Source organism: Streptomyces sp. NPDC021115, assembly GCF_044333065.1.
In the GTDB taxonomy this organism is placed as follows: domain Bacteria; phylum Actinomycetota; class Actinomycetes; order Streptomycetales; family Streptomycetaceae; genus Streptomyces.
The window spans coordinates 791,338-807,508 of sequence record NZ_JBIRQF010000002.1; the positions used below are offsets into that span (position 1 = coordinate 791,338).

Here is a 16,171-nt window from a genome sequence, read left to right on the forward strand (position 1 = left end):
CACGATGACCGGCAATTCCCTGATCGACAGCCAACTCGACTACTACCGGGCCCGGGCCACGGAATACGACGCGACCTTCGTGCCGTACATGGACCCCGCGCTGGACCCCGTGCTGGAGCGCCTGCGGGCGAAGAACATCCGCGGTGAGGTGCTGGAGCTGGCGAGCGGCACCGGCTACTGGACGCGCCATCTCTCCGGGCTCGCCGAGCGGGTCACCGCGCTGGACGGCTCCGCCGAGATGATCGAGGAGGCCCGGCGGCACGCGCTGCCGAACGTCGACTTCCGGCAGCAGGACCTGTTCGACTGGACGCCCGATCGCCAGTGGGACGCCGTGTTCTTCGCCCACTGGCTGGCCCATGTGCCCGACGACAAGTTCGACGCCTTCTGGGCGGCCGTGCGCCGGGCCGTCCGGCCGGACGGCGTCGTGGAGTTCGTGGACGTCACCGACCACGAGCGGCGGCTGGAGCAGAAGGACGACCAGGAGCCGACGGTCGCCGTCCGGCGGAGCCTGAAGGACGGGCGCAGCTTCCGCATCGTCAAGGTCTTCCGCGGTCCGGCCGAGCTGGAGGAGCGGCTGACCGCCCTGGGCTGGACGTGCCGGGTGGACGAGGTGCACCCGGGCTTCCTCTACGCCACCTGCCGTCCCGCCGCGCGATGACCCCGGGGCACATCCGCGCGTCCGTTCCCCACCGCACCGCACAGCGATCGTAGGAGAGTCAGCCGTGAAGGGTTCCCTGAGCATCAACCAGCCGGGTGTGCGCAACGCGCTCAACCGCTACTTCCTGAAGCGCGGCGGCGGCCGCACCCGCTTCCGGATCATGTCGCCGCACGTCCTCTTCCCCGAGTCGCGGAAGCTGGACCACCAGTTCGACCAGATCAAGGCCGAGGTGACCAAGCTGATCGAGTCGCGGGACGTCCGTCCGTACGGCGACATCGACCCGCTGCGGGCTGCGGAGGTGTCCACCGACTGGCGCCTGTACTACGCGTACATGCTGGGCGAGACCAACTCGGACGCCTACCGGGACTGCCCGCTGTTCGTGGACTTCGCCGAGCGCACCCCGCGCGTCGTCAACGCGATCATCGCCATCCTCGAACCCGGTGTGACGCTCAAGGCCCATGAGGGCCCGTACGCCGGTATTCTCCGGTACCACCTGCCGCTGACGGTCCCGGAGAACAACCCTCCCCGGCTCCGTGTGGACCGGGAGATCCACACGTGGAAAGAGGGCGAGGGCATCCTCATCGACGACACCTTCGAGCACGAGGTCTACAACGAGAGCGACGGCCGCCGGGTCATGCTGATCATCGACATCCGCCGTCCCATGGGCCTGGTGCCCGACGCGGTCAACCGGCTCAGCCTGCGGGCGAAGCGCAAGTGGTCCGCCCAGTTCATCAAGCAGTCGGGCGGCGACATCTAGTGGCGTCCGGGAGTTGAGAGGGTGGCACAGTGCCGCACATGAGCGTTCTGCGCAGCGTGGACGAGGTCGGGTCCGCCGAATGGGAGGAGCTGACCCGGGAGGCGGACATCGACTCCAGCCGCGGCTTCCTCCAGTTCCGGGAGTACCTGGAGCCGGGGGAGAGCGTGCTGATCACGGCACGGTCGGCCGCGGGAGGGCTGCGGGGAGCCCTCCGGGGCGTCCTCGCCGTCCCGGGCAGCGGGCTGACCAGCGATCCGTGGAAGTTCCTCGGCTCGGAGGCGGTCCTTCGGCTCGGCGAAGGCGAGGACGAGGGCAAGGACCGGGCGGACTCCCTTCGGCGTGCGCAGCGTTCACTCGTCCACGCCGCGGCGGGAGAGCCGGACGCGCCAGGCGGTGCGGAGCCGCTGTGGCAGGTGCTGACCCGGGGGGTCGGGCCCTGCCTCGTCGTCAGGGAGTTCGACCGCAGCGAGGTGCTGTGCCATCCCGAGGCGGCCCCGGCCGAATCCGGGGACCTGGTCCGGAAGCTGGTCGGGGCGGCGCAGACCGAGGCGGTCGCGCGCGGCGCCGGGGCGGTCGCCCTGCCGTTCGTCAGGCCGCAGGACACCGCGCTGCGGGCGGTGCTCACCGAGGCCGGGTTCCGCGGCGGCGCCATGACCGGCGCGTCCGAGATGAGGACCGGCGGATGCGGCGACTACGAGGCGTTCCTCGACGGACTGCCGAGCCGCAGGCGCCGCCTGTACCGCCTGGAGGAAAGGCGGTTACGGGAGGCCCCCGGTCTGTCGGCCGGTGAGGTCGACCTGGTCGCGAACGTGGACCGGATCGCCGAACTGGAGGCAGCCACGCTCGTCAAGCACGGTGGCCTGGCCGACCCCGAGGCGATCCGCCGGGCGCGGATCGAACTGGCGGGACGGCTGCCGGAGGCCGTGCGCATTCCGGCCGTCCGCAAGGACGGCGAGATCATCGCGTGCGCCCTGCATCTGCACGGCCGCGAGAGCGTCGTCTTCATGACCTGGGGATGCGACTACGGGGTCGAGGACCGTGGCGCTTCGTACCCCTGGGCCGCGTTCTACTACCCGATCAGGACCGCGATCGAGAGCGGCGCGACGACGGTGCGGCTGGGGCTGGAGGGGTTCGAGGCGAAGGCCCGCCGGGGCGCCGTGATCGAGCCCCGCGAGCTGTGGGTCTGGACGCCGGACACGACCGCGCTGGCGCGGCTGGGGGATCTGCTCGGCCTGGTGGACGAACGGAACTCCGCGTTCCTGAAGCGGTACACGAGCTGAGGTGGGGCTGGCATGACGGCAGGAGAGACCGCGGGCGACACGGCCACGGAGACGGCCGCCCCGCGGGGCGGACCGAACCGGGTGCTGCTCCTGGCGCTCGCGCTCGGGGCGTTCAGCATCGGTACGGACAGCCTCATCATCAGCGGTCTGCTCGACCGGATCGCGACCGACCTCGAGGTGTCCCAGGCCACGACGGGCCAGCTGATCAGCGTCTTCGCCCTGGTGTACGCGATCGGGGCGCCGGTCCTGGCCGCGGTCACCGGCCGGCTCGGCCGCAAGCGGCTGCTGCTGACCGCGCTGACGGTCTTCATCGCCGCCAATCTGCTGGGCGCGCTGGCCCCCGACTACCCGACCCTGATGGCGTCGCGCGTCCTGGCGGCCGTCGGGGCGGGCCTCTATCTGCCGTGCGCCATGATCGTCACGGTGAGCGCCACCCCGCGGGAGTGGCGCGGCCGCGCCCTCGCCGTCGTGGCGGGCGGCATGTCGGCGGCCACCGCGCTGGGCGTTCCGCTCGGGACCCTGATCGGCGCCATCGGCGACTGGCGGGCGACGCTCGTCCTGGTGGCGATGCTCGCCGCGCTCGCGGCCGCCGTGCTGACCGTGGCCATTCCCCGGGTGCCCGCGCCGGCGGCGGTCACCATCCGGCAGCGGCTCACCGCGGCGGCCCACCCCGGGGTGCTCGTCGCCCTGCTGTCCAACGTCCTCGCGTGCGCGGGCGAGTTCACGGTCGTCGTCTATGTGGCGCCGCTGGCGATGGAGGTCACGGGGGTGGGCGCGGCCGGGGTCAGCGCGTTCCTGCTGGTGTCGGGGCTCGCGGCGCTCCTCGGCAGTGCCGTCGGCGGCCGGGCAGCCGACGCGTACGGCGGCGGACGGGCGTACCACGGGGCCGTCGCCGTCCTCCTCGCGGGACTGGCCGCCCTGGTGCCGGTCGCCGCGTTCGCCCCGGACGACTCCTGGGGCACGGCCGTCCTGTTCGGGCTGCTGCTGTGCGTGATCAGCACGGCGGCGTGGGCGCTGCCCCCGGCGCAGAACCACCGGATAGCGAGCATGGACATTCCCGAGCCGACGGTCGCCCTCTCCCTCAACGGCTCGTCGTCCTATCTGGGCCTCGCGGTCGGCGGCGCGCTGGGCGGCCTCGCCATGGAGCACGGGTCGGTCACGGTGCTCGCGCTGACCGGAGCCGGGGTCGAGCTGCTGGCGCTCGCCACGGTAACGCTCTCGATGGTGTGGGCCCTCGGAGCGCGCCGTACGAGGGAGAGCGCCTGAGTGCCCGTCAGCGGCTGGAGCGCACCTGGTCGAAACGGTTCAGCACGGCGGTGCCGGCCACCGCGACGGCGAGGTTGAGCAGCAGGGCGGCGAGACCGGCGTAGACCTCCAGCGAGCAGCCGAACAGGCCCAGCGGTACGACGGGGGAGAAGCCCTCCCGGATCACCAGGACCGTACCGAGCAGCATCCCGGCGGCCCAGCCGGTCAGCAGCGCGCGCGGATGCAGCCGAGTCGTGTACAGGCCGATGGCGACGGCGGGGAAGACCTGGAGGATCCAGACGCCGCCGAGGAGCTGGAGGTTGATCGCGTCCTGGTGGCGCAGCCCGAAGACGAACACCACCGCCCCTGCCTTGGCGGTGAGCGAGACCATCCGCGCGATCCGCACCTGCCGCTTGGGGGTGGCGGTGGGGTGGAAGTACTCGACGTACACATTGCGCACGAAGGAGGTCGCCGCCGCGATCGAGATCACGGTGGCCGGGACCATCGCCCCGATCGCGATGGCGCCGAGGACCAGCCCGGCCAGCGACCCCGGCAGCAGCCGGTCGACCAGCATCGGTACGGCCGTCTCGGCGCTGTGCTCGGGCACGTGCACCCCCGCCGCGAGGGCCGCGATGCCCAGCATCCCGAAGAGCGCGAGGACGCTGGTCCACAGCGGCAGCGCGATGCTGACCCGGCGCAGGGCGGGCGCGCTGGAGGCGGCGAACGCCGCGGTCAGCACGTGCGGATACATCAGCAGCGCGAGGGCCGAACCGGCGGCGAGCGTGACATACGCGGGCTGCTGGCCGGGGGAGAGGATGAGGGAGGACCGCGCCGCGGAGTCCGGGAGCCGGGCCGCGGCCGCCTCGAAGACGGCGCCCGGACCACCCATGCGGACCAGCACCAGCCAGCAGACCGCCAGCGTCGACCCGAAGACCGCGACACACTTGAGCAGCGAGATCACGGCGGGCGCGCGCAGCCCGTGCCGGTACGTGGCGGCGGCCAGCCCGGCGAAGACCGCGACCATCACCAGATCGCGCAACCCGGCCCGGGAGGCGAGCCCCGTGGCGCTCAGCACCGCGCGGATGCCCAGCAGCTGGAGCGCCAGGTACGGCATGGCGGCCAGAATCCCGGTCAGCGCGACCACCAGGGCCAGCGGCGCCGAACCGTACCGGCCGCGGACGAAGTCGGCGACGGTGACGTACCCGTGCTCCCGCGCCACCGCCCACATCCGGGGCAGCAGCACGAACGCCAGTGGGCAGACGATGACGGTGTACGGCAGCGCGAAGAAGGCCGAGGCGCCGCGCCCGTAGACCATGCCGGGGACCGCGGTGAAGGTGTACGCGGTGAACACCGTGCCGCCCAGCAGCAGCCACGCCCAGCCGGTACCGAGGCTGCGGTCGGCCAGCGCCCAGCGTTCGAGCGAGGGGAGATCGTCGTTCGGATTCAGCCGACGGGCCGTCAGGGCCAGTAGCGAGGCACCACCGACGACGACGAGGAACGCCGCGGCCAACGGGGCATCACTCATCGTCCCCCGCCCTCCCCCTTGGACGCCGAACCACCGAACCTGTCAACCGAATCGCAGGCCACGGCAACTCTCGCACAGACCGACAGGAATGAGGAGGTCCCGGTGACGGAGCCGGTGCCCGCACTCCCCGGGCGGCGACGGCCATGGCGGCGCCTCGCCGCCGCCGTATGCCTGCTCGCCCCCGTCGTCGCGCTGCTGTGGGTCCCCTCGTACGCGCAGGACCGGCCGCGGCTGGCCGGGGTGCCGTTCTTCTACTGGTACCAGCTGGCCTGGGTACCCGGCTGCACCGTCGCCATGCTCGCCGCGCACCTCCTCGTCCGGCCCCCGCGGGACCGCTGACCCGGCGCCCGGCATGGGCGGGTGCCCGGGCAGCGGCGCGGTGCGGCCCGAGCACCCGGGGACGTGGCGGTCAGCCGCCCTGACCGGCGCTCCCGATCGGTCCGACCTTCACCGGGGAGCCGGAGCCGTCCGTGACCGGCAGCGTGGCGGCGCCCGGCCAGTCGAGGGTGACCGACTTCGTCTCGTCCGGCGGGGTCACCACGAGCCCGGTGACGCGGATGCCGGAGCCGCCCGAGTCGTTGAGCGGGTAGTTGACGCCGAAGGACACCGACTTCCCGTCCTTGAGGACGCTCGGGGTCGCCTTCTCACCCGTGCGCTTCGCGGACAGCGACCCCGAGTCGGTCTTCAGGTCGACACCCGCGTACCCGGACAGCGAGCAGTCCCGGCCGCCGCCGTTCTTCAGTGTCACCGCGACCGTGCCGTCGGGGTCGCCGTCGATGGTGCTGTCCATCGCCGTGATCTCCAGCTCGTCGGTGCGGCAGTGGTCGGCCTTGCCGTTCTCGTCGGAGCCGGTTCCGGCGGATTCCTTCCCGCCGCCCTGCGCCGAGCCGCCGTCCGAGGCGGACGCGGAGGACGCGGATGACGGGTCGCTCTGTCCCGTGCCGTCGTCGTTCTGACAGGCCGTGAGTGAGAGGCCCGCGGCAACGGCGAGAGCGGCGAAGGTGAGCTTGTGGACGCGCATCGTTTCTTCCTCAGTATCGGTTGGGGGTGCCGGCCGCTCGTACGAGTCGGTACGAGCGAGCGTTTTCGAGCACCAAGATCAGACCGATCGGCACCCCGTTCCGTACAACCATCCGCCATTACCGTCCTGTTACACGCCCTGCCAGGCACAACGCACAGCTCCAGCGCGCAACCTCCACAGGTCCCACGCCCTCTTCCACACCGGCCATGATCTACGCGCCGACCGACTTGGGACACACGTGCCGGAACTTGTACTGCATGCCAATGGACGCACCTGGACCCTGGACGCGTCCCGGAGCTACACCATCGGGCGCGACCTGGAGGCCGACGTCCCGTGCGTCGACCGCCGGGTCTCCCGGCGGCACCTGGTGATCCGTTGCGACGGCGGAACGTGGGTCGTCGAAGATCTCGGCAGCGCGAACGGCACGTTCGCCGAGGGGAGCCGGGTCCAGCGGATCGAGATCGCCCACGGTTCGATCGTCCGGCTGGGGGACGGCTCCACCGGCACCCGGCTGGACTTCACCGGAGCCCCGGCGGCGGTGAGCGATGATCACGCGCCCGCTGACGAGGACCGGGACACCCGGCGGTTCGAAGCACCCGCGGACCCTCCCCGTGGAGCCGCCGCGACCCTCTCCTTCGACCGGAACCCCTCGGGCGTCCACCCGATCGTCCTGGGGCAACGGCTGCGGATCGGCCGCGCGCCGGACAACGAACTCGTGGTGGAGGGCCCGCATGTCTCCCGCCACCACGCGGAGTTCCGGCCGCTGCCCGGTGGCCGCTTCGAAATCGTCGACCTCGGCAGTCACAACGGCACCTTCGTCAACGGGCAGCCCGTGGACCGCCGCCGGATCATCGGTCCGCACGACATCGTCGGTGTCGGCCACTCCACCTTCCGGCTCGCCGGGGACCGGCTGGAGGAGTTCGTCGACACCGGTGAGGTCTCCTTCACCGCCCGCAACCTGACCGTGACCGTGGGGCGCGGCAAGACCATCCTGGACGACGTCTCCTTCGGCATCCCCGAGAAGTCGCTGGTCGCGGTGATCGGGCCGTCCGGCTCGGGCAAGTCCACCCTGCTGCGCGCACTCACCGGCTACCGGCCCGCGGACCGCGGTCAGGTCTTCTACGACCAGCGCGATCTCTACGCCCAGTTCGCCGAGTTGCGCCACCGCATCGGCCTCGTCCCGCAGGACGACATCCTGCACAAGGAGCTGACGGTCGACGTCGCTCTGAAGTACGCGGCCAGGCTCCGCTTCCCCGGTGACACCAAGGCGGCCGAGCGCAAGGCCCGTATCGACGAGGTGCTCGGGGAGCTCAGGCTCGACGCCCACCGGGGCAAGAAGGTCTCCTCGCTCTCGGGCGGTCAGCGCAAACGGGTGTCCGTCGCCCTGGAACTGCTGACCAAGCCCTCCCTGCTCTTCCTCGACGAGCCCACCTCAGGTCTTGACCCGGGCCTTGACCGCGACGTCATGAAGCTGCTGCGGGAGCTCGCCGACGACGGCCGCACCGTGCTGGTGGTGACGCACTCGGTCGCCGAACTGGCCCTGTGCGACCGGGTGCTGGTCATGGCGCCCGGCGGCTCCGTGGCGTACTTCGGTCCCCCGGGCGAGGCCCTGGACTTCTTCGCCCACGACAGCTGGGCCGATGTCTTCTCCGCCTTCGAGAACCAACGCGACGACGACTGGGGCGGGCGCTGGCTGGCCTCCCGGCAGTACGCCCGGTGCGTCGCGGAGATCGACTCGGCCGTACCGCCGCCAGCGCCGGGCGCCCCCGCGGCGCAGCCGCGCGCGCGAGCGCTGAAGCCCCGATCACAGGGCTGGCTCGGCCAGTTGTGGACGCTGATGTGCCGCTATGTGTCGGTCATCGCCTCCGACAAGGGCTTCATGGCGCTGATGCTGCTGCTCCCGGCCGTGCTGGGCGGAGTGAGCTGTCTGATCCCGGCGCGATACGGACTCGCCCCGCCACCGCCCGACAGCCGTTTCAGCTACAACCAGGAGTCCGGAACGATCCTGCTGGTGCTGGTCGTCGGCATGTGCTTCACCGGCGCGGCCAACTCCGTACGTGAACTGATCAAAGAACGGGTGATCTACGAACGGGAGAGAGCCACGGGACTCTCCCGGTCCGCATACCTGATGTCGAAGGTGATCGTCCTCGGTCTGATCACCGCGATGCAGGGGGTCGTCATCTGCGCGATCGGCTTCTCCGTCCGCCAACTGCCCGCCCAGGGACTGCTCATGCCCACGGACGTCGAGGTCTGTGTGGTCATCAGCGCACTGGGCCTCACCACCATGATGTTCGGTCTGGTCATCTCCGCGCTGGTGAGGACCACGGAGAAGACCATGCCGCTGCTCGTGATGTTCGCCGTCGTCCAAGTGGTCTTCACCGGGGTCCTCTTCCAGCTGTTCGACTCCCCGGGCATCGAACAGATCGGCTGGCTGATGCCCGCCCGCTGGGCGGTCGCGGGCGCCGGGACCACGCTCGACCTCGCGCACACCATGCCGCCGTGGAATCTCGACAAGCCCGACGACGTCGACCCGTTGTGGGCCCACACCGTCACCCAGTGGGGCATCGACCTCGGCGTGCTCCTGGCGATCGGGCTGGTCTGCGGCTTCGCGGTGGCCCGTCTGCTGCGCCGGCACGAACCGGAGGTCATGCGGGACTGACGGCAGGGCGCCTGACGGGCGTTCGCCCCGTCAGGCGCCCTCGGGTCGGCCAAGAGGTACCGCACTTCACAGCCGGGCTGATCCACACGACGGCCCTGGTGCTGCGCCGCGGAAGTTCCGCCGATGAGTTTCCGGCGGTTGTGCGGTCTACCCGTCGACGAAGGGAGCGCACCATGCGCAAGATCATCGTTTGCACGTTCCTGACGCTGGACGGCGTCATGCAGGCGCCGGGCGGTCCGGACGAGGACGCTGAGAGCGGCTTCGAGCACGGCGGCTGGCAGAAGCCGGTGGCCGATGACGAGGTCGGCGCGGCCATCGCCGGTTGGTACGAGTCCTCCGACGCGATGCTGCTCGGCCGCAAGACGTACGAGATCTTCGCGTCGTACTGGCCGACCGCCGATCCCGACAACCCGTTCACCCATCGGATGAACAGCATGCACAAGTATGTGGCGTCCCGGACCCTGACGTCCGTCGAGTGGCAGAACTCCACGCTGCTGGAGGGCGACATCGCCGATGCCGTACGCGAGCTGAAAGCGTCCGACGGCGGCAACATCAACGTCGTGGGCAGCGGTGACCTCGCCCAGACCCTCATGCGGCACGGCCTCGTCGACGAGTACCGGCTGACCATCCATCCGGTGATCATCGGCACCGGCAAGCGGCTGTTCGCCGACGGAGCGATCCCCACCGCGCTGAAGCCGGTCAGCGTCTCGGCGACGAAGGGCGGCACCATCGTCGCCGTCTACCGGCCGAACGGTAGGCCCAGCTACGACAGCTACTAGGAGCTGTCCGGCCGGATCATGGGTCTGGCCAAGGTGACCTCGACTGAGGGGGCCTGACCGGTGCGGTGGAGATGAGCCGGGTCGAGGCGGTCGTCCTCGTGCGAGAAACGGGCCGGATCTTGCTGCGAGCCCACCCACACCACCATGCACCGGCCTGGGACCGCCTCGAGGGTGACGCCGCCAGCCGCAGGCGTGTCGTCGCGTGCGGCAGACCGGGGGCCGGGAAAACTGTCTGCTGAGGACAAGCCCGCCCGCTGGAAGGGGCCGGAAGATGACCACGGACGTTGGCCCGGCTCCCGTTCGCGTTCTTGTTTTCGGTGCGGCCCGCCGCGTCGGGTCCACCAACGCGCGGTTGGCCTCGCTGGCGTCGGGCCTGGTCGCCGGGGCCGGTGCCGAGGTCGACATGGCCAGCATGCGGGATTTCGACATGCCGCTGTACGACGGGGATGTGGAGGCCGCCGAGGGGCTGCCCGCGGGTGCCCTGGCCCTGTGCGAGCGGATCAAGCGCTGCGATGCGTTCGTGATCTCGTCCCCCGAGTACAACGGCTCCGTTCCGGGGCTGCTGAAGAATGCCATCGACTGGGTGTCACGGGTACGGCCGCAGCCGTTCAAGACCAGGCACGCGCTGCTGCTGTCGGCCTCTCCGTCGCTGATCGGTGGCAACCGCGGCCTGTGGGCGCTACGGGTCCCGCTGGAGCACCTGGGAACGCGGGTCTACCCCGACATGTTCAGCCTGTCCCGCGCGCACGAGGGCTTCACCGAGGACGGTCGGCTCGCCCGCCCCGAAGCACAGGAGCGGCTCGCCGAGATCATCTCCGGGTTCATGCAGCTGGTACGGGCCGACGTGCAGTTCGTCTGCTTGCAGCGCCGCTGGTACGAGTTCCCCGGCGACCGCACCGACGCACCTCTCACCCAGCGGGCCGAGGACTGATTCCAGGACTGGCAGTGCCACTGCCTATGTGGGCGTCCACGAACGGCCTCGACGGGGGAAGGCGTGGGCTGGGCGGCACCGTCTCCAGCGCGAAGCCCCCGGGCAACCTCTACGCCATGGGCGTGCGTGCGCTTCCTTGGCGTAGTGGACCTGGCAGTCCACGATAGGGGCGGTCCGCGAGGCCAAGGTCTCGATAGCCCGGGCCCAGGCCACCCGGCGGCAGTCGGCCGTTCTTCACCGGGTTGAAGACGGACCCCGGGGCGCCTGGGCGGTAGAGCCCGCTGAAGGAGGTGAACAAGCTTCAGCGGGTGCGGAAGCTGGACGAGAAGGGCAAGCTGGTCGCGATCGACCTCGGCTCCTGAGTGCCGAGCCAACCCGCCCCGAGGTGTGCCATGAGTGCGGAAGCTGGCTTCCCGAGCTTCGTCGGCGTCCACCACATGGTGGACCCGCTGGAGAGCGCCGAGCAGGTGCGGCCCCCCGCGCCGTAGGCGGCCCGACCGGAGGTTCTGCCGACCCGACAGAGTGCCAGGTCCATCATGCCTGCTCAGGGGGCGTCGCGCCCCGTGGGCGGCGGGGCCACTCACCGGCCGTCGGCCCGCTGCCGCCGCAGGCGTGACCGCTGCGGCCGCACGTGCCGCCGCACCCCTGACGCGGGAAAAGCGCTGAGGACGCGGCGGTCGGCGAGCGGTCGCCCGGTGGGCCGCTAGGCCTGGTAGGCCGCGGAGATCTGGCCGACCAGGACGGCGAACGGCATGTCGAGGGCGGCGTAGACGTTGCCGGACTCGGGGGCGGCATTGTCGGCGAGGGCCTCGACCATGAGGGTGGCGTAGTCGCTGACGACGATGCCCGCCTGCTGCATGCGTAGCAGTCCGGCCTCTCGCGTGGCCTGACTGAAGGTGCCGGAGGCGTCCACGGCGACGTACGCGTCGTAGTCGGCGGCCGCTGCGGAGATCGCGGGAAGTGCCGCGCAGACCTCGAGCGACACCCCGGCGAAGATCAGCTTCTGCCGCCCGGTGGCCTCGATGGCCTCGCGGACCCGGTCGTCGTGCCAGGCGTTGACAGTGCTGCGGTCGATGATCTCCTGTCCGGCCGGCAGCGCCTCGACCAGCTCGGGGGCGGTGGGCCCCCACATGCTGTCAGCTGCGGTGGTGGTGACGACCAGCGGGATGCCCAACACGGTCGCCGCTCGTGCCAGCGCCACCACGTTGTGCTTCAGCTCCCCGACCGGGATGTCCCGGACGCCGGACAGAAGACCCACCTGGTGGTCGACCAGCACCACGGCGGCGTTCTTACGGGTGATCGACTCCAGGAACCTGCTCCGCTCGCTCATCATCTGCTCCTTGGGGTTTGGCCACAACTTCGTTGGTCACCACATTTGATAGTCAATATCGATGACGGCTCGGGGGCGGCGCGCGAACAGCGGAGTGGTAATGCGTCCACGATCCGCCACTCGGTGTCCCGGCGGCGCGTAAGCGCGTCGTCAACCGGTTGCGTCACTTTGGGGGCCCAGGTCCACGATGCCGGGCTGCCGATCGGAGCTGTCGAATCTGCCGCGGCGACCTCGAAGCACCGTCGTGGGTATTCGTGCGACCACTGCACCGCGACGCTCCGGCTTGCGTGCGCTCCGCGAGGCTTGAGACGGGGTGGAGCAGGTCGGCGGGCGGTCCGTCCGGTCCGTCGGCGGTGGCGTTGGAGATGTCTACGAGGATCTTGCCAGGTTGACGTGGAGTTTTCCGGGACTTGCCGACCAGGACAGAGCCTGGTGGGCATCTTGATCCGAGGTAAAGGTGACGGGCCAGGGTGAATCACTCGGACGGCTCAATCTCTGGGCTGCTGCTGTTGCGTAATCCTTCTGCCGATTGTTTGGATTGAGCTAGGGAACACCGTCCTTCTTCCGCCTTCCTGAGCCGAGCCCGTCTTGACCAAGGAGTTTGGCCATGGGGGATCCCGAAGGAATCCGACCCGCGCGCCGTCGCTTTGTAAGACTTGCTGCCGCAGCCGTTGCGGCAGCCCAGTTCGGCATCACCGATTGCACGCGAGCGAAGTCCGACCGCGGCAACCTCGCGGAACGGACCTTGGCCCAAAATCCGGTGAGTAGTTCCTTCGGCTCGCTGAAGCAGGTCAAGGCCGGCGTCTTGAACGTAGGTTATGCCGAAGCCGGCCCCGCCGACGGCCGTGCGGTCATTCTTCTTCATGGCTGGCCCTACGACATTCACAGCTATGTCGACGTTGCGCCTCTGCTCGCCGCCAAGAGGTACCGGGTGATCGTCCCTTATCTGCGCGGCTATGGCACAACCAGTTTTCTTTCGAAACATACGCCACGGAACGCCCAGCAGTCGGTGTTCGCCCTCGACGTCATCGCCTTGATGGATGCTCTCAGGATCAAGAAGGCGATCCTTGCGGGATTCGATTGGGGATCCCGCACGGCCGACATCGTCGCAGCGCTTTGGCCGGAGCGCTGTAGGGCACTGGTCTCCGTGACCGGCTATCTGATCACGAACCCCGAGGCGAACAAATTGCCGTCGCCACCCGAGGAAGAATGGGCGTGGTGGTACCAGTACTACTTTGCCACGGACAGAGGCGAGCGCGGACTACGGAAATACCGGCGCGATTTGGCCAGGCTTGTCTGGAGATTCAACTCTCCGACATGGAATTTTGATCAGGTCACGTTCGATCGCACTGCTTCGGCTTTCGGCAACCCCGATTATGTCAGTATCGTGATCGATAATTACCGCTGGCGGCTGGGCCTGGCCAAGGGAGACCCGCGATATGACGACATAGAAAGGCGGCTTGCCGCAGGTCCGGTCATCGGGGTGCCGACGATCACCATCGATGGTGAGCACGACCCATTTACACCACCCGGGGGCGGGGCAACTTATCGCAAGAAGTTCTCGGGCAGGTATGCGCACCGTGTCCTGAAGGTCGGCCACAACGTCCCGCAGGAAGCTCCTCATGCTTTCGCCCAAGCTGTCGTCGATGTCGACGGATGGTGATGGGAGGGATCGCGCTGGAGCAAGAGGGCGTCCCCTTTCCGGCCCGAGCCGCGGCACGCGGCGGCTCTCCACCCACATTGAAAGGCCACAGCGATGACGACGACTCACGGCGATCTTCCTGCTCCCGAGCAGGGGCTCATCCTCACCCACTTCCTGACCGTGCGCGACGTTGCCGTGTCGCGGCGCTTCTACGCCATCATCTTCGGCGGCGAGGTCGTTCTGGAGGAGAACCCAGCCATCGTAAAGGTGGCCAACAGCTGGATCATCATGAACCCTGGAGGCGGGCCCACGCCTGACAAGCCCGGCGTGACCCTTGCGCCGCCGGAGAACGGCAGCACAGTGTCCAGTTTCCTGAACGTCCGGGTCGCCGACATCGGTGCCTTTTACGCCGATGCCGTGGCGAAAGGCGCGGAGTTCCTCACCGAGCCCCTCGACCGCAAGGCCGAGCTGCGCTGCTACATGCGCGACCCCGACGGTTACCTCATCGAAGTCGGTCAGGCCACAGGCATGCTCCACGGGGTGTTCGCCGACACGCCCGACAGGTACTCCGATAGCGACGTGTAGCAGGCTGCCTGCGGGCCTCTGGTCGCCCGGCCGGAGTCGCGCCACCCGTCCGCTGCTGGACATACGGTGCTTCGGTGTTGCGCCTGACGGACGTCTGTTCCGCAACGCGGCGGGAAACCACATCGACGCTGCGGCGTACGGCATCACGTGGAGGCGAGCGCGCGGCCCAGATCGCGCGCCGACAGGGCGCCTGACGGGCATCTGCCCTGGTCAGGCGCCCTGATTGCGGTGCCTAGAAGAAGCCGAGCTTCTTCGGGGAGTACGACACCAGGAGGTTCTTCGTCTGCTGGTAGTGGCCCAGCATCATCTTGTGGGTCTCGCGCCCGATCCCCGACTGCTTGTAGCCGCCGAAGGCGGCGTGCGCCGGGTAGGCGTGGTAGCAGTTCGTCCACACCCGGCCCGCCTGGATGGCGCGTCCGGCCCGGTACGCGGCCGTGCCGTTCCGGGTCCAGACTCCCGCGCCCAGCCCGTACAGGGTGTCATTGGCGATCTCGATGGCGTCCGAGAAGTCCGCGAAGCGGGCCACGGCCACCACCGGACCGAAGATCTCCTCCTGGAAGACGCGCATGTGGTTGCCGCCCTCGAAGATGGTGGGCCGCACGTAGTAGCCGCCCGCCAGCTCGCCGCCCAGTTCGGCGCGGGTGCCGCCGGTGAGGACGCGGGCGCCCTCCTGCTTGCCGATGTCGAGGTAGGAGAGGATCTTCTCCAGCTGGTCGTTGGACGCCTGGGCGCCCATCATGGTGTCGGTGTCCAGCGGATGACCCTGGACGATCTTCTCCGTACGGGCCACGGCCGCGTCCATGAAGTCCTGGTAGTGGCCGCCCTGGATCAGCGCGCGCGACGGACACGTGCACACCTCGCCCTGGTTGAGGGCGAACATCGTGAAGCCCTCCAGAGCCTTGTCGAGGAAGTCGTCGTCGGCGGCCGAGACGTCGTCGAAGAAGATGTTCGGGCTCTTGCCGCCGAGCTCCAGCGTCACCGGGATCAGGTTCTCGCTCGCGTACTGCATGATCAGACGGCCGGTCGTGGTCTCGCCGGTGAAGGCGACCTTGGACACGCGCGAGCTGGAGGCCAGCGGCTTTCCGGCCTCCACGCCGAAGCCGTTGACGATGTTGACGACGCCCGGCGGCAGCAGGTCGGCCACCCGGTTCATCCAGACGTGGAGCGAGGCGGGCGTCTGCTCGGCGGGCTTGAGGACCACCGCGTTGCCCGCGGCCAGTGCCGGGGCGAGCTTCCAGGCGGCCATCAGGATGGGGAAGTTCCACGGGATGATCTGGGCGACCACGCCCAGCGGCTCGTGGAAGTGGTAGGCGACCGTGTCGTCGTCGATCTCGGAGAGACTGCCCTCCTGGGCCCGGATCGCCCCCGCGAAGTAGCGGAAGTGGTCGATGGCCAGCGGGATGTCGGCGGCCAGCGTCTCCCGTACCGGCTTGCCGTTCTCCCAGCTCTCCGCGACCGCCAGCTCCTCGAGGTGCTGCTCCATGCGGTCGGCGATCTTCAGCAGCACCGCGGCGCGCTCGGCGGGCGCGGTACGGCCCCAGGCGGGCGCGGCCGCGTGCGCGGCGTCCAGGGCCCGTTCGACGTCCTCGGCGGTGCCCCGGGCGATCTCGGTGAACGGCTGCCCGTTGACCGGGGTCGGGTTCTCGAAGTACCGGCCCGTGGCGGGCGGTACGTACTCCCCGCCGATCCAGTGGTCGTAGCGCGGCCGGAAGCTGACAACCGATCCCTCGGAGCCGGGGTTTGCGTAACGCGTCATGGG

At 69.7% G+C, this 16,171-nt stretch carries 14 protein-coding genes and 1 pseudogene; 10 read left to right on the forward strand and 5 right to left on the reverse strand.

Translation table 11 applies throughout. From position 1 onward, the window contains the following. The first annotated feature begins 4 nt into the window (after positions 1-4). The 4 genes from ACH4TL_RS09210 to ACH4TL_RS09225 all read left to right on the forward strand — a co-directional run bounded on the left by ACH4TL_RS09210 (position 5) and on the right by ACH4TL_RS09225 (position 3,961). On the forward strand, positions 5-658 hold the full coding sequence (locus ACH4TL_RS09210) for a class I SAM-dependent methyltransferase (RefSeq protein WP_398309581.1): 654 nt from the start codon (positions 5-7) through the stop codon (positions 656-658). Positions 659-722: 64 nt separating this feature from the next. Beyond that, positions 723-1,415, forward strand: a complete 693-nt coding sequence (locus tag ACH4TL_RS09215) for an aspartyl/asparaginyl beta-hydroxylase domain-containing protein (protein WP_398309578.1) — start codon at positions 723-725, stop codon at positions 1,413-1,415. 38 nt (positions 1,416-1,453) lie between these two features. Next, the gene (locus tag ACH4TL_RS09220) at positions 1,454-2,695 is read left to right on the forward strand and encodes a GNAT family N-acetyltransferase (protein ID WP_398309575.1); all 1,242 of its coding nucleotides are present in this window, start codon (positions 1,454-1,456) and stop codon (positions 2,693-2,695) included. 12 nt (positions 2,696-2,707) lie between these two features. Next, positions 2,708-3,961 carry an MFS transporter gene (locus ACH4TL_RS09225; RefSeq protein WP_398309572.1) on the forward strand — a complete coding sequence of 418 codons (1,254 nt, stop codon included), beginning with the start codon at positions 2,708-2,710 and terminating at the stop codon, positions 3,959-3,961. 7 nt (positions 3,962-3,968) lie between these two features. Here the strand turns inward: ACH4TL_RS09225 and ACH4TL_RS09230 are convergent, their stop codons facing one another. After that, complete coding sequence (locus tag ACH4TL_RS09230; protein ID WP_398309569.1) at positions 3,969-5,465, reverse strand: sodium:solute symporter; 1,497 nt, start codon at positions 5,463-5,465, stop codon at positions 3,969-3,971. A gap of 102 nt (positions 5,466-5,567) precedes the next feature. Between ACH4TL_RS09230 and ACH4TL_RS09235 the strand changes: the two genes are divergently transcribed. Further along, on the forward strand, positions 5,568-5,804 hold the full coding sequence (locus ACH4TL_RS09235) for a DUF3311 domain-containing protein (protein WP_398309566.1): 237 nt from the start codon (positions 5,568-5,570) through the stop codon (positions 5,802-5,804). Positions 5,805-5,874: 70 nt separating this feature from the next. On the opposite strand, the gene ACH4TL_RS09240 is transcribed toward ACH4TL_RS09235, so the two are convergent. After that, a complete protein-coding gene (locus ACH4TL_RS09240; protein ID WP_398309563.1) occupies positions 5,875-6,486 on the reverse strand; it encodes a DUF4232 domain-containing protein in 612 nt (203 codons plus the stop codon). A 238-nt stretch (positions 6,487-6,724) separates the two neighbouring features. Here ACH4TL_RS09240 and ACH4TL_RS09245 point away from each other — a divergent pair, with 238 nt between their 5' ends. The 3 genes from ACH4TL_RS09245 (at position 6,725) to ACH4TL_RS09255 (ending at position 10,855) form a co-directional block, all read left to right on the forward strand. Then, a complete protein-coding gene (locus tag ACH4TL_RS09245; RefSeq protein WP_398309560.1) occupies positions 6,725-9,145 on the forward strand; it encodes an FHA domain-containing protein in 2,421 nt (806 codons plus the stop codon). Between the two features lie 173 nt (positions 9,146-9,318). Beyond that, a complete protein-coding gene (locus ACH4TL_RS09250; RefSeq protein WP_398309557.1) occupies positions 9,319-9,924 on the forward strand; it encodes a dihydrofolate reductase family protein in 606 nt (201 codons plus the stop codon). 271 nt (positions 9,925-10,195) lie between these two features. Continuing rightward, complete coding sequence (locus ACH4TL_RS09255; protein WP_398309554.1) at positions 10,196-10,855, forward strand: NADPH-dependent FMN reductase; 660 nt, start codon at positions 10,196-10,198, stop codon at positions 10,853-10,855. A gap of 703 nt (positions 10,856-11,558) precedes the next feature. Here ACH4TL_RS09255 and ACH4TL_RS09260 read toward each other — a convergent pair. Continuing rightward, positions 11,559-12,185, reverse strand: coding sequence for an isochorismatase family protein (locus ACH4TL_RS09260; RefSeq protein WP_398309552.1), 627 nt, complete (start codon positions 12,183-12,185; stop codon positions 11,559-11,561). Positions 12,186-12,468: 283 nt separating this feature from the next. Further along, positions 12,469-12,567, reverse strand: a pseudogene (locus ACH4TL_RS09265) (NADP oxidoreductase); the annotation flags it as partial. Between the two features lie 225 nt (positions 12,568-12,792). On the opposite strand from ACH4TL_RS09265, the gene ACH4TL_RS09270 reads away from it, so the two are divergent. Together ACH4TL_RS09270 and ACH4TL_RS09275 are read left to right on the forward strand one after the other, a co-directional pair. After that, positions 12,793-13,848, forward strand: a complete 1,056-nt coding sequence (locus ACH4TL_RS09270) for an alpha/beta fold hydrolase (RefSeq protein ID WP_398309549.1) — start codon at positions 12,793-12,795, stop codon at positions 13,846-13,848. Between the two features lie 93 nt (positions 13,849-13,941). After that, a complete protein-coding gene (locus tag ACH4TL_RS09275) occupies positions 13,942-14,412 on the forward strand; it encodes a VOC family protein (RefSeq protein ID WP_398309546.1) in 471 nt (156 codons plus the stop codon). A gap of 232 nt (positions 14,413-14,644) precedes the next feature. Here ACH4TL_RS09275 and adh read toward each other — a convergent pair whose 3' ends face one another. Next, positions 14,645-16,168 (reverse strand): aldehyde dehydrogenase, encoded by a 1,524-nt coding sequence (gene adh, locus ACH4TL_RS09280; protein ID WP_398309543.1) that lies wholly within the window; start codon positions 16,166-16,168, stop codon positions 14,645-14,647. Positions 16,169-16,171: the final 3 nt, after the last annotated feature.